This window comes from Yersinia massiliensis, assembly GCF_003048255.1.
GTDB lineage: Bacteria > Pseudomonadota > Gammaproteobacteria > Enterobacterales > Enterobacteriaceae > Yersinia > Yersinia massiliensis_A.
Map to the genome: position 1 here is coordinate 2,603,371 of NZ_CP028487.1, position 13,119 is coordinate 2,616,489.

Sequence of the window (13,119 nt, forward strand, 5' to 3'; positions counted from 1 at the left end):
AAAACCTGCCTTTTACTGCTCACGATGCTTATGTTAACCCTTCAACTTCGGGAGTGAGTCAATTATGCAGTAGCACCCGCAACAGCTTGTTTCGCTAATTCAGTGATACGCGCATAGTCACCATTTTCCAACGCATCAGCAGGAACCAACCATGAACCACCAATGCACAGTACACTTTTCAGCGCCAGATAATCACGGTAATTGTTTGGTGTAATGCCACCGGTTGGGCAGAAACGCACTTGGGAGAATGGACCACCGATGGCTTGCAGTGCTTTAACACCGCCATTCGCTTCAGCTGGGAAGAATTTAAACTCACGCAGACCATAGCTCATGCCGAGCATTAACTCTGAAACAGTACTGATCCCTGGGATCAATGGGATATCACCTTCAGTGGCCGCTTTGAGCAATTCATCTGTTAACCCTGGGCTAATAGCAAACTGAGCACCTGCGTCAACGACGTCAGCTAGCTGCTGCGGGTTCAGTACGGTACCGGCACCCACAATCGCTTCTGGGACTTCTTTGGCGATGGCACGAATGGCTTCAACAGCACAAGAGGTGCGTAGCGTCACTTCCAACACCCGAACGCCACCTGCTACCAAGGCTTTTGCCAAAGGTACAGCTTGCTCAAGCTTGTTAATCACAATCACCGGGACAACGGGGCCTGCGGTCATGATCTGTTCTGCGCTCGTTTTCCAGCTTTTCATCAGTTGTTATCTCCACTTATGCCGATTGGCATGTACTCACCCGAAGGTGCCAGTTGAAATATGGCACGCAGAATATTCACAGATGCTTTCCGCCTGCCATAAAGAATCAGATTGCGAGCCAGCTAACAGCTCTTTATTATTGCGTGGGCTTCCTGCCCCTAGCTGCCCGCCCTACTTCCTTGGCGGTGGCACGCCACCTAAATAGCGGGAGGTGGCGTAACTTGTTAGGACGAGTAGCCTACTCGAACTCGTTCCAAGAACGGCCATCACGGGTAATCATGGCAACGGATGCCACTGGCCCCCATGTACCAGCTTGATACGGCTTCGGCGCTTCGTTATCAGCAGCCCATGCATCCATGATGGAGTCTACCCACTTCCAAGCCTCTTCGACTTCATCACGACGAACGAACAGTGCTTGGATCCCACGCATGGTTTCCAGCAGCAGGCGCTCGTAGGCATCTGCGAGATGCTTCTCGTTAAAAGTTTTAGAGAAACTGAGGTCAAGTTTGGTGGTTTGCAGGCGGTGCTTATGTTCCAGACCTGGCACCTTATTCAGCACTTCGATCTCAATGCCTTCATCTGGCTGCAAACGAATGGTCAGCTTGTTTTGCGGCAGTTGTTGGTAGGACTCACGGAATAAGTTCAGCGCAGGGTTTTTGAAGTAGACCACGACTTCAGAACACTTACTTGGCAAACGCTTACCGGTTCTCAAATAGAACGGCACTCCAGCCCATCGCCAGTCATCGATATCAACACGGATAGACACGAACGTCTCAGTGTTGCTGCTCTTGTTGGCCCCTTCCTCTTCCAGATAGCCGGGGACTTTGTTGCCCTGTACAAATCCAGCTGTGTATTGGCCGCGTACAGTGGTCTCTCGCACGTTGGTATGATCGATGCGACGTAGTGATCGCAGCACTTTCACTTTCTCGTCACGGATACGGTCAGTACTTAAATCCGCAGGGGGTGACATGGCGATCATGGTCAGAATTTGCAGCAGATGGTTTTGGATCATGTCACGCATCTGGCCAGCCTGATCAAAATAGCCCCAGCGCCCTTCAATCCCGACTTCTTCTGCAACCGTAATCTGCACATGGTCTATCGTGCGGTTATCCCAGTTGGAGGCAAACAATGAGTTAGCGAACCGCAGTGCCAACAGGTTCAACACCGTTTCTTTACCCAAGTAGTGGTCGATACGGTAAACCTGACATTCGTTGAAGTATTCGGCGACCTGATCGTTAATCACCCGCGAAGACGCTAAATCCGTCCCCAGTGGTTTTTCCATGACGACACGGCTTGGTTCTTTATTCAGCCCCGCTTCTCCCAATCCTTTGCAAACTGCACCAAAGGTACTGGGTGGCATGGCGAAGTAGTTAATAGTGGTGCGATTTTTTTGGTCTAACATTTTACCTAGTTTGGCAAAATGCTTGCTGTCGTTGACATCTAAATTACAGAAATCGAGACGTGAACTGAGCTTTTGCCACAATTCATCATCTAACTTCTCTTTCATAAAGGTATCGAGGGCTTCTTTTACCACGGCTGTGTACGCGTCTTTATCCCATTCGGCACGGCCTACACCGATGATCCGAGTATCAGGGTGGATATGACCCGCTTTCTCTAATTGGTAAAGGGAAGGCAGCAGTTTGCGGCGAGCCAAGTCTCCCTTAGCGCCGAAAATCACCAGATCACACGCCTGGGCTGCTTGGGCTGTATTAGTTACCGCCATGTTATTCTCCTCGTTGCAGGATATTTGTAATTTTCTTACATTACTAATGTACTCTCTTTGACTATAGCCAGTAAACCCAGATAAAAGCAGGTCAAAAAAGGTTAAAAAATATCCATTCAGGCGGCAGGCCGCGTCAAATCAGGCGGCGCTACTTGAAAATGTAATTTTATGACGATTTTGACTACTATTTACCATTATGAAAATTAGACACAGGTCATATTCTGGTGAAAAAGCCTCACATCCAACCAGATGCCACTGCCAACGGGTCCCAGCTCGTAGTATATTTTCATTAAACAGGCATAGATTTCTCCTTTAAATGAAATCGGTAAAACCCATGGGTGGCTCTCGTTATATGAATACGCTGGAAAATATCCAAAATAATCTGGACCTCCTGAGCAAATCAGAAAGGAAAGTTGCCGAGGTGATCCTCGCCTCCCCACAAACCGCTATCCATTCGAGTATCGCTACACTCGCCAAAATGGCGAACGTCAGTGAACCAACGGTAAACCGTTTTTGTCGTCGGCTGGACACCAAAGGCTTCCCTGATTTTAAACTTCATTTGGCGCAAAGTCTGGCTAATGGCACACCTTATGTGAATCGAAATGTTGAAGAAGATGATAGTGTAGCCGCTTACACAGGCAAAATTTTCGAATCCACTATGGCTAGTCTGGATATGGTGAGAACCAATCTAGACATTGCCGCCATTAATCGGGCTGTTGATTTATTAACACAAGCGAAGAAAATATCGTTCTTTGGTCTTGGCGCATCAGCTGCCGTGGCCCATGATGCGATGAATAAATTTTTCCGCTTCAATATTCCAGTAATTTATTTTGATGATATCGTGATGCAGCGTATGAGTTGCATGAATTCCAGTGAAGGTGATGTGGTGGTATTAATCTCCCATACTGGCCGCACAAAAAGCTTGGTAGAGCTCGCTCACCTAGCCCGTGAAAACGATGCCACCGTGATAGCCATCACCTCACGCGATACCCCACTGGCACATGAAGCAACATTGTCGCTGCTGCTGGACGTACCTGAAGACACCGATGTGTATATGCCGATGGTGTCACGTATTGCTCAACTCACCTTAATTGATGTCTTAGCGACGGGGTTTACCTTGCGCCGAGGAGCAAAATTCAGGGATAACCTAAAACGGGTTAAAGACGCATTGAAAGAGTCACGTTTTGATAAAGGTTTACCGCACATCAACAGTGGTGAATAGCGGTAATAGCGAGAAAAGCATCTGGCAGAGAAGTCACTTTGTATTGTGTTAGCGCATCTTCTGCCGTAACAATTTGACGTATTATTGAGGAATAGTCGTCACTTTGGCTCAGGAAAATACAACCAGAGCCACTATGCTCAACACTAGCTCACTGGGTAATTCGATTGTTTTTTGTGTATTAATCGTATTACATCTGCAAGCGGGTAACATGCATGACACTATTTTGTCGTATCCATGACAAACTTTCGTCGTAAAACATGAACAGGTTTCGTCGTAAAATTTGTAACTGAATGACATTTTACTATCGGATTCATTATCCGCTGTTTTAACAACACCATGCTTCATCAGTCAACGGAGTAAGAGATGTCCAGACGGCTCAGAAGGACCAAGATTGTTACTACACTGGGGCCGGCTACGGACCGCGACAATAATCTGGAAAAGATTATTGCCGCTGGTGCAAACGTAGTCCGCCTGAATTTTTCCCATGGTAGTGCTGAAGATCATGAGTTGCGGGCCAATAAAGTCCGTGAAATTGCCGCTCGCTTAGGGCGTCATGTTGCTATTCTTGGCGATTTGCAAGGTCCTAAAATCCGTGTGTCTACGTTTAAGGAAGGAAAAGTTTTCCTGAATGTGCACGATAAATTCCTGCTCGATGCCAACATGGCAAAAGGCGAAGGCGATAAAGACAAGGTCGGTATTGATTATAAAGGCCTGCCTGCTGATGTAGTCCCTGGCGATATCTTGCTGCTTGATGATGGCCGGGTACAACTGAAAGTTGTTGAAGTACAAGGCATGAAAGTCTTCACTGAAGTCACCGTGGGTGGCCCTCTGTCCAATAACAAGGGCATTAATAAACTCGGTGGTGGCCTGTCTGCCGAAGCGCTGACAGAAAAAGACAAAGCTGACATTATTACCGCCGCTAAAATTGGTGTCGATTTCTTGGCAGTGTCTTTCCCGCGTACAGGCGAAGATTTGCACTACGCTCGTCGTCTGGCCCGTGATGCAGGTTGCAACGCGCAAATCGTAGCAAAAGTTGAGCGTGCTGAGGCGGTAGCAACAGACGAAGCCATGGATGACATCATTCTTGCTTCTGATGTCGTGATGGTTGCTCGTGGTGACTTGGGTGTCGAAATTGGTGACCCAGAGCTAGTCGGTATCCAGAAAAAACTGATTCGCCGTGCGCGTCAGCTTAACCGTGCTGTGATCACCGCGACTCAAATGATGGAGTCGATGATTACCAACCCAATGCCAACACGTGCTGAAGTCATGGACGTGGCAAACGCCGTGTTAGATGGTACCGACGCCGTCATGCTCTCAGCTGAAACCGCAGCAGGTCAGTATCCTGCCGAGACAGTCGCTGCGATGGCACGCGTGTGTCTGGGCGCAGAAAAAATCCCCAGTATCAATGTGTCAAAACACCGCTTGGATGTGCAATTCGACAATGTCGAAGAAGCTATTGCGATGTCGACCATGTATGCAGCAAACCACCTCAAAGGCATCACAGCAATTCTCGCGATGACCGAATCGGGCCGTACTGCACTGATGATGTCCCGTATCAGCTCCGGTTTACCGATTTTTGCAATGTCTCGTCATGACCACACCTTAAATCTAACGGCTATCTACCGTGGTGTGACGCCGGTTTACTGCGATACCCACACTGATGGTGTTATGGCTGCGACTGAAGCGGTGAATCGCCTGAAAGATAAAGGCTTCCTGATTTCTGGTGATCTGGTTATCGTGACGCAAGGTGATGTCATGGGGACGATTGGTACCACCAATACTAGCCGCATCATTCGCGTTGAATAATCAGTTTTAAGCATTAAAGAACAAAAAACCCGCTTATTAATGGCGGGTTTTTTTTATATTCAATTTTCTCATTTAGGCTAAAGGGCCTTGCTGGCGCCTAGCGAAATGGGCATTAAAGATCCTTGCGAACATAAGGTTCAATCTCGCCTTCCTTACGGGTTTTCAGCAGCTTAAGAATCCAAGTGTATTGCTCTGGGTTCGGCTTAACCAAGATTTCAACTTCTTCATTCATTCGGCGAGCGATGTACGCATCGTCAGCATCTGCCAAATCATCCATCGGTGGGCGTATATAAATATCAAGGCGATGTTCACGATAATTATAAACGGGGAACATCGGCACAATCGCCGCTTTGCAGACTTTCATTAAACGCCCGACGGCAGGCAGTGTCGCTTTATAAGTAGCAAAAAAGTCAACAAATTCACTTTGTTCAGGGCCATAGTCTTCATCTGGCAAATAGTAGCCCCAGAATCCCTGACGCACTGAGCTGATAAATGGCTTAATACCGCTTTCCCTTGCATGGATACGTCCACCAAACCGCAAGCGCGCGCTATTCCACAAATAATCCACCAGCGGGTTACGCTGATGGTGGAACATACCGGCAACCGGTTTACCTTGCTCGGCTAGCAACATTGCCGGAATATCAATCGACCAAGCATGAGGCACCAACAGAATAACATTACGTTCCTGCTGCTGTAGTCCATCCAAAATATCTAATCCATGCCATTGGACGCGGGATAACACTGTTTTAGGGTCACGAAAACAGAGCTCAGCCATCATCATTAATGGTTGCGCAGCAGTCGCAAACATCTGATCAATAATATGCTCACGTTCAGCTTCTGGCAGCTCCGGCATGCAATAAAGAAGATTGATACGGGCACGACGACGGGCGCTTTTAGCGAACTTCCCCGCAAGGCGGCCAATACCGGCTAACAAGGGATCACGAAATCTCGGTGGCACATACGCCATCCCCGCCATTAAGCCCGTCCCTAACCACACCCCCCAAAAACGTGGGTGCAGGAAAGACTTTTTAAATACCGGAATAAAACCAGCAGCGTCGTTTTTCTCTTTATGCATGGAAGAACTCTTGGAATTTTCGAGTGGACTAATAATAGATTTTATTTTTGAGTCTACAGGGTGACTTGCATCAGATATAGACAATCCAGTAGCCCAACGGCTACTGGATCAACATTAATCTAATTGCAGTTGTGGAATAACCTGCTTCGCGATAGCCAGATAATCGCTGCGGTCTTTACCACTTAAACCTTCTGAACGTGGCAATTTCGCAGTCAGTGGATTTACTGCTTGCTGGTTCATCCAGAACTCATAGTGCAGATGCGGGCCTGTTGAACGACCGGTATTACCTGACAATGCGATACGATCACCGCGTTTAACTTTTTGCCCCGGTTTCACCAGAAGTTTCTTCAAATGCATATAGCGTGTGGTGTATTGGCGACCATGGCGAATCGCCACATAGTTACCTGCAGCACCACTGCGTTTTGCAATAACCACTTCACCATCACCGACAGCAAGTACAGGTGTCCCTACCGGCATGGCAAAATCCACACCTTTATGGGGTGCAACACGCCCGGTCACGGGGTTAAGGCGGCGAGGATTGAAGTTAGACGAGATCCGGAATTGTTTCATGGTAGGAAAACGCATAAAACCACGGGCCAAACCAGAGCCTTGGCGATCATAGAACTTGCCGTCATCGGCACGGATAGCATAATAATCCTTGCCTCCAGAGCGCATGCGCACCCCAACCAACTGGCTTTGCTCACTACGACCATCAAGAATTTCGCGAGACATCAAGACTGAGAATTGATCCCCCTTGCGCAACTTCGCAAAATCCAGCTGCCACTGTAATGCTTTGGTCACTGCGCGAATCTCAGAATTGGTTAAACCCGCTTTCTTCGCACTGGTGACAAAACTACCATCAAGGCTCCCCGTTAGAACTTTGTTGCTCCACTCACCTTTTTGTAGCTCTTTCGTCTCTTTAAAATTATTGCCAACACGATCATAAACACGTGTTTCACGACGAGAGACTTCCCAAGTCAGACGTTGCAAATCGCCTGCATCATTCACAGTCCAGGAAATTTGTTGCCCAATCTTCAGGTTACGAAGATCACGGTTCTGCGTCGCAAGCAATGAAACATCTGAAATATCAATGCCATACTGAGTCAGAATGCTGCTTAACGTATCTCCTGTTGAGACAACATACTCATGGACCCCCGTTTCACCGGCATCTTTGGCATCTAATTCGTCTTGCGGGATTTCATCATCAGGCGTTGGTTGATCGATGGGTTCACTGGCTTCGGGCAGTAGAATACGGGGTTGAGCAGTATCTAGCACCACACTTTTGGCGACCGGCTCATGCTCTGGGTGATATACAAAAGGCCGCCAAACAGCGACGGCCAGTGTCATAACAGTCAACGACCCCAGCATAACGCGATGGGGCCGAGGGAGATTGCTATACGCAAGGGTGATAGTTCGGACTATCTGCTGCACTTATAAGTATCCTTTTAATCTTACTTCAGGCAGCTCACGTATTGGTTCGACAACTGAGACAAAAAGTTCACATAGCTGTCCTGACCTAATACTATGCCGCTGCCCAACGGATCCAGTGTTCCTGAACGAACGTCTGTTCCTTTGGCAACGGCATCAATGACGGCTGGCCTGAATTGTGGCTCAGCAAAAACGCATACCGCTTTATGCTCAACCAACTGTGTTCGAATTTGATGTAAACGCTGTGCACCAGGTTGTATTTCGGGGTTGACCGTAAAATGCCCTAACGGGCTCAAGCCAAAGTGTTTTTCAAAGTAGCCATAGGCATCATGAAAAACGAAGTATCCCTTACCTTGGGCAGGCTTTAGCATATTAGCAATATTTTTTTCATTTTGCGCTAATTGATCCTCGAATCGGCGCAGGTTAGCATCTAGTTTGTCCTTATTTTGCGGCATAAGTTCCAATAATCTGTCGTGAATCGCGATTGCAGATTGTTTGGCGATAGTGGGCGATAGCCAAATATGCATATTATATTCGCCGTGGTGGTGCCCATCATCGTGACTATCTTTAGCATGATCATGGTCATGCCCTGCTTCTTCACCTTCATGCTCGTCATGTTCATCGCCTTTCATTAACAATGGCATAATCGAGGGAAGCTCAGATAGTGCAATCTGTTTATTATCAGCCAGTTGAGAAAGTGGTTTAGCTAAAAAGGCTTCCATTTCCGGTCCAACCCAAATTACAAGCTCAGCACTGCGTAACCGCTGGACATCCGATGGACGAAGCGCATAATCGTGCGGAGAAGCGCCATCAGGCAATAAAACCTCGGTCGGTAACACGCCATCTGCAATGGCTGAAGCGATAAAACCTAATGGCCGTACTGATGTAACGACCGCTGCTGAGGCAATATTAAATGGATTTGCGATGATAATTGCGCTCGCGAGCATTGCCTGTTTTAGCCACTTATTTTTATGTAACATAATACGAATTCTCGACGTTTAGTTGAGTAAAGCGTAATATTATAACATTCACTCGGTTCTGCAAACGTAATCATAATGTCCACTTTGGTAACTCTAAATAAAATATCCGTCACTTTTGGTCACCGGCGGGTACTGAATGATATTTCTCTTTCACTGCGCCCAGGAAGGATATTAACCTTACTTGGCCCGAACGGTGCCGGTAAATCGACACTGGTTCGCGTCGTGCTTGGATTGATTGCCCCTACCAGCGGCAGTTTGATTCGTGAGCCGGGTTTACGCATTGGTTATGTGCCGCAAAAACTCCATCTCGATGCAACATTGCCGCTCACCGTCAGCCGCTTTATGCGTTTGAAGCCTGGTGTTAAAAAAGCCGATATTCTGCCTGCCCTCAAGCGTGTTCACGCTGCGCATTTGTTAGAGCAACCCATGCAAAAATTATCTGGTGGTGAGAATCAACGGGTACTGCTCGCGCGCGCGCTACTCAATCGCCCACAGCTATTGGTGCTAGATGAACCGACGCAAGGTGTTGATGTTAATGGCCAATTGGCACTGTATGACTTGATTGAACAACTGCGCAAAGAGTTAAACTGTGCCGTATTGATGGTCTCACATGACTTGCATTTAGTGATGGCAAAAACTGATGAGGTATTGTGCCTAAACCAACATATTTGTTGTTCCGGCGCACCAGAGGTGGTTTCGACGCACCCTGAATTTATCGCCATGTTTGGCCAGCGCGGTGCCGAACAGCTCGCGGTCTATCGACATCACCATAATCATCGCCACGATTTACACGGAAAGATTATTTTGAAAAGCAGTGGGAGTCGTGACGCATGATTGAATTATTACTACCAGGTTGGTTAGCCGGTATTCTTCTGGCGACTGCGGCTGGCCCACTGGGATCATTTGTCGTTTGGCGGCGGATGTCCTATTTCGGCGATACATTAGCTCATGCCTCTTTATTAGGGGTCGCTTTTGGCTTATTGCTAAATGTGAATCCTTTTTATGCTGTAATTGCCATGACCATGGTGCTAGCACTCATTCTGGTGTGGTTAGAACGTCGTCCACAACTCGCGGTTGATACCTTATTAGGTATCATGGCTCACAGTGCATTATCACTGGGTTTGGTGGTCGTTAGCCTAATGCATAATGTACGGGTCGATTTGATGGCCTATCTATTTGGTGACCTGCTCTCGGTCACACTAAGTGATATCTGGCTCATTGCAGCGGGTGTGCTAGTGGTATTAGGGGTGCTTTGCTGGCAGTGGCGTGCTTTGTTGTCAATGACCGTCAGCCCAGAGCTAGCTCATGTTGATGGGGTTAACTTGGAGCGGGTGCGGATGATGCTAATGTTAGTCACCGCCCTGACGATAGGGTTGTCGATGAAGTTTGTTGGCGCTCTGATTATTACTTCATTGCTGATCATTCCTGCTGCTGCGGCTCGCCGCTTTGCCCGCACACCAGAACAAATGGCAGGCATTGCAATTGGTATCGGTATGATTGCGGTGACTGGCGGCTTAACTTTCTCAGCTTTATATGACACGCCAGCAGGGCCATCAGTGGTGCTTTGCGCTGCGGTGATGTTCGTACTGAGTCTGTCGCAAAAAGCACGCGGATAATGATTTGATTAAGCGGGGGTTATCACATTAGCCCCCGTTTTTAATGACCACCCTTCCCATTTAAAACAAATCACACCTAATCTTTATCCGTCGCGTTTTATTCTTCCCGCGTAATACCGAAATGTTTGTAAGCGTGATTGGTGGCGATTCGCCCACGGGGTGTGCGCTGGATAAAACCTTGTTGGATCAGATAAGGTTCCAATACGTCTTCGATGGTTTCCCGCTCTTCACCAATGGCAGCCGCAAGATTGTCCAACCCCACTGGGCCGCCCATAAACTTATCAATCACGGCCAGTAATAGCTTACGGTCCATAAAGTCAAAGCCTTCGGCATCCACATTCAGCATATCCAATGCTTGCATGGCAATATCACCATTAATGGCACCATCAGCGCGGACTTCGGCAAAATCACGCACTCGGCGCAAGAGGCGGTTAGTAATTCGTGGTGTCCCTCGCGAACGACGTGCCAATTGGTGCGCGCCTTCAGCAGTGAGATCCAACCCTAAACACTTAGCACTACGCGAGACGATATGTTCTAAATCAGCCACCTGATAAAACTCGAGGCGCTGCACGATACCAAAGCGATCACGCAGCGGTGACGTCAACGAACCCGCACGGGTTGTCGCGCCTATCAAAGTAAAAGGGGGTAAATCGATTTTGATTGAGCGTGCGGCTGGACCTTCACCAATCATAATATCTAACTGGTAATCTTCCATCGCGGGATACAGAATTTCTTCTACAACGGGTGACAAACGGTGTATTTCATCGATGAACAATACATCGTGCGGTTCTAGGTTGGTCAACATCGCCGCCAAGTCACCCGCTTTCTCCAACACAGGGCCGGAGGTGGTGCGCAAACTCACGCCCATCTCATTGGCGACAATATTCGCCAATGTCGTTTTGCCCAAGCCCGGAGGGCCAAAGATCAGCACGTGGTCAAGTGCGTCACCACGCTGTTTTGCCGCCTGAATGAAGATTTCCATTTGTTCACGAACATGGGGTTGCCCGACATATTCAGCCAATAATTTCGGGCGGATAGCGCGATCAAGGCTCTCTTCATCACTGATAACACCCGCTGAAATCAGGCGGTCTGCTTCAATCATCATCTACCTCTTTATATCCATCGTGCTTGGTGCCACAGAGAAGTTCGCAGCCTTTTGTGGTTGTCTAGCCGCAACGCCAATGACTTTGGCCTATAAATTCATTTTCTATAATGCGGAACGTAAGGCATCACGGATCAACGTTTCACAATCTGCACCCGGTTTGGCTATTTTGCTGACCAAACGGCTAGCTTCCTGTGGCTTATAACCTAAAGCCACCAACGCTGAAGCCGCTTCAGCTTCGTTATCTGCATCAGAGACTTTCGCCGAAGTGGATACAGGTAAGGTAATATCGCCGGTATTGTTGAACAAATCACCATTCAAGCCTTTGAAGCGATCTTTCATTTCAACAACCAAACGTTCTGCGGTTTTCTTGCCAACGCCGGGTAATTTCACCAATGTGGTGATATCTTCGCGCTCTACGGCTGAAACGAATTGCTGTGCTGACATGCCGGAAAGAATAGCTAACGCCAATTTCGGCCCGACGCCATTAACTTTGATCAATTCGCGAAACAGTGCTCGCTCCTGCTTATTATTGAAGCCATACAAGAGTTGCGCGTCTTCGCGGACGATAAATTGGGTAAAGATGATGGCTTCTTGCCCCAGCTCGGGCAACTCATAAAAACAGGTCATGGGCAGTTGGACTTCATAGCCAACACCGTTTGTCTCCAGCAGCACTAACGGCGGCTGTTTTTCCAAAATGATACCTCTGAGGCGCCCTATCACGTGAATCTCTCCTTACCCAAAATCTTCGTCTTTAAAGCAGCAGACAAATGTGCAACTTTCACTGGCCTAAGGGCATGTTCATTTGCTGCTGTTCTGCCACTTTAATATCATTGTGTACAAACATAATTGGCTGTTTATAGCATAAAAAAGGCTGGATGGATATCCAGCCTGCCATAACAGTTAACTTGCTCGCATTAAAATGCGGCTTAACGGATCCGGCCTCGCGCCAACGTCAGCTGATCATTGCCCATTCGTAGGGTATTTTGGCTGAGATGGCAGTGCGTGATAGCAATGGCTAATGCGTCAGCCGCATCGGCCTGAGGATTCGCAGCGAGTTTCAACAATGTGCGGACCATGTGCTGAACTTGGCTTTTTTCAGCCGCCCCTGTTCCCACTACGGTTTGTTTGACTTGGCGAGCAGCGTACTCGGATACCGGTAAATCCAGATTAACCGCAGCAACAATCGCCGCGCCGCGCGCTTGCCCTAACTTTAAGGCTGAATCGGGATTTTTCGCCATAAACACTTGTTCGATGGCAAAAAAATCAGGCTGAAATTGGGTGATGATCTCCGTCACGCCAGCATAAATCAACTTCAGGCGAGTGGGCATATCATCAACAACGGTACGTATACAGCCACTCCCCAGATAAGTCAGTTGGCGACCTTGTTGGCTTATCACGCCATAACCGGTGACACGAGAACCGGGATCGATACCTAAGACGATCGCCATACCAGTTTTTAC

Annotated in this window: 12 protein-coding genes; 4 read left to right on the forward strand and 8 right to left on the reverse strand. The window is 48.0% G+C overall.

The genetic code is table 11. The features are described from left to right. Positions 1 to 62: 62 nt before the first annotated feature. On the reverse strand, positions 63 to 704 hold the full coding sequence (locus tag DA391_RS12165; RefSeq protein WP_019209836.1) for a bifunctional 4-hydroxy-2-oxoglutarate aldolase/2-dehydro-3-deoxy-phosphogluconate aldolase: 642 nt from the start codon (positions 702 to 704) through the stop codon (positions 63 to 65). Positions 705 to 942: 238 nt separating this feature from the next. Beyond that, positions 943 to 2,427 (reverse strand): glucose-6-phosphate dehydrogenase, encoded by a 1,485-nt coding sequence (zwf, locus tag DA391_RS12170; RefSeq protein ID WP_050081259.1) that lies wholly within the window; start codon positions 2,425 to 2,427, stop codon positions 943 to 945. A 334-nt stretch (positions 2,428 to 2,761) separates the two neighbouring features. On the opposite strand from zwf, the gene DA391_RS12175 reads away from it, so the two are divergent. Together DA391_RS12175 and pyk are read left to right on the forward strand one after the other, a co-directional pair. Continuing rightward, positions 2,762 to 3,649 carry a MurR/RpiR family transcriptional regulator gene (locus DA391_RS12175; protein ID WP_271312044.1) on the forward strand — a complete coding sequence of 296 codons (888 nt, stop codon included), beginning with the start codon at positions 2,762 to 2,764 and terminating at the stop codon, positions 3,647 to 3,649. Between the two features lie 363 nt (positions 3,650 to 4,012). Then, positions 4,013 to 5,455 (forward strand): pyruvate kinase, encoded by a 1,443-nt coding sequence (pyk, locus tag DA391_RS12180; RefSeq protein ID WP_019209833.1) that lies wholly within the window; start codon positions 4,013 to 4,015, stop codon positions 5,453 to 5,455. Positions 5,456 to 5,567: 112 nt separating this feature from the next. On the opposite strand, the gene lpxM is transcribed toward pyk, so the two are convergent. From lpxM to znuA, 3 genes are all read right to left on the reverse strand, one after another. Further along, entirely contained in the window at positions 5,568 to 6,530 is a 963-nt protein-coding gene (gene lpxM, locus DA391_RS12185) for a lauroyl-Kdo(2)-lipid IV(A) myristoyltransferase (protein ID WP_050081260.1), read from the reverse strand. A gap of 114 nt (positions 6,531 to 6,644) precedes the next feature. Further along, positions 6,645 to 7,961 carry a murein DD-endopeptidase MepM gene (gene mepM / locus DA391_RS12190; protein ID WP_050081261.1) on the reverse strand — a complete coding sequence of 439 codons (1,317 nt, stop codon included), beginning with the start codon at positions 7,959 to 7,961 and terminating at the stop codon, positions 6,645 to 6,647. A gap of 20 nt (positions 7,962 to 7,981) precedes the next feature. Then, positions 7,982 to 8,938, reverse strand: a complete 957-nt coding sequence (gene znuA / locus DA391_RS12195) for a zinc ABC transporter substrate-binding protein ZnuA (protein WP_050081262.1) — start codon at positions 8,936 to 8,938, stop codon at positions 7,982 to 7,984. A 75-nt stretch (positions 8,939 to 9,013) separates the two neighbouring features. Between znuA and znuC the strand changes: the two genes are divergently transcribed. Both znuC and znuB read left to right on the forward strand, forming a co-directional pair. Next, positions 9,014 to 9,772 carry a zinc ABC transporter ATP-binding protein ZnuC gene (gene znuC, locus DA391_RS12200; protein WP_050081263.1) on the forward strand — a complete coding sequence of 253 codons (759 nt, stop codon included), beginning with the start codon at positions 9,014 to 9,016 and terminating at the stop codon, positions 9,770 to 9,772. Next, positions 9,769 to 10,554 carry a zinc ABC transporter permease subunit ZnuB gene (gene znuB, locus DA391_RS12205; RefSeq protein WP_050081264.1) on the forward strand — a complete coding sequence of 262 codons (786 nt, stop codon included), beginning with the start codon at positions 9,769 to 9,771 and terminating at the stop codon, positions 10,552 to 10,554. Before znuC ends, znuB begins: the two co-directional genes overlap by 4 nt. Before the next feature lie 97 nt (positions 10,555 to 10,651). On the opposite strand, the gene ruvB is transcribed toward znuB, so the two are convergent. The 3 genes from ruvB to ruvC form a co-directional block, all read right to left on the reverse strand. Then, complete coding sequence (ruvB, locus tag DA391_RS12210) at positions 10,652 to 11,656, reverse strand: Holliday junction branch migration DNA helicase RuvB (protein ID WP_019209827.1); 1,005 nt, start codon at positions 11,654 to 11,656, stop codon at positions 10,652 to 10,654. 105 nt (positions 11,657 to 11,761) lie between these two features. Further along, positions 11,762 to 12,379 carry a Holliday junction branch migration protein RuvA gene (ruvA, locus tag DA391_RS12215; protein ID WP_050081265.1) on the reverse strand — a complete coding sequence of 206 codons (618 nt, stop codon included), beginning with the start codon at positions 12,377 to 12,379 and terminating at the stop codon, positions 11,762 to 11,764. Positions 12,380 to 12,585: 206 nt separating this feature from the next. Then, entirely contained in the window at positions 12,586 to 13,107 is a 522-nt protein-coding gene (gene ruvC, locus DA391_RS12220; protein ID WP_050081266.1) for a crossover junction endodeoxyribonuclease RuvC, read from the reverse strand. Between the last annotated feature and the right edge of the window lie 12 nt (positions 13,108 to 13,119).

Bases quoted from the DNA above. Each gene is read 5' to 3' on its own strand.
- DA391_RS12165 (WP_019209836.1), bottom strand. From the start codon at position 704: ATGAAAAGCTGGAAAACGAGCGCAGAACAGATCATGACCGCAGGCCCC.
- zwf (WP_050081259.1), bottom strand. From the start codon at position 2,427: ATGGCGGTAACTAATACAGCCCAAGCAGCCCAGGCGTGTGATCTGGTG.
- DA391_RS12175 (WP_271312044.1), top strand. From the start codon at position 2,762: ATGGGTGGCTCTCGTTATATGAATACGCTGGAAAATATCCAAAATAAT.
- pyk (WP_019209833.1), top strand. From the start codon at position 4,013: ATGTCCAGACGGCTCAGAAGGACCAAGATTGTTACTACACTGGGGCCG.
- lpxM (WP_050081260.1), bottom strand. From the start codon at position 6,530: ATGCATAAAGAGAAAAACGACGCTGCTGGTTTTATTCCGGTATTTAAA.
- znuA (WP_050081262.1), bottom strand. From the start codon at position 8,938: ATGTTACATAAAAATAAGTGGCTAAAACAGGCAATGCTCGCGAGCGCA.
- znuC (WP_050081263.1), top strand. From the start codon at position 9,014: ATGTCCACTTTGGTAACTCTAAATAAAATATCCGTCACTTTTGGTCAC.
- znuB (WP_050081264.1), top strand. From the start codon at position 9,769: ATGATTGAATTATTACTACCAGGTTGGTTAGCCGGTATTCTTCTGGCG.
- ruvB (WP_019209827.1), bottom strand. From the start codon at position 11,656: ATGATTGAAGCAGACCGCCTGATTTCAGCGGGTGTTATCAGTGATGAA.
- ruvC (WP_050081266.1), bottom strand. From the start codon at position 13,107: ATGGCGATCGTCTTAGGTATCGATCCCGGTTCTCGTGTCACCGGTTAT.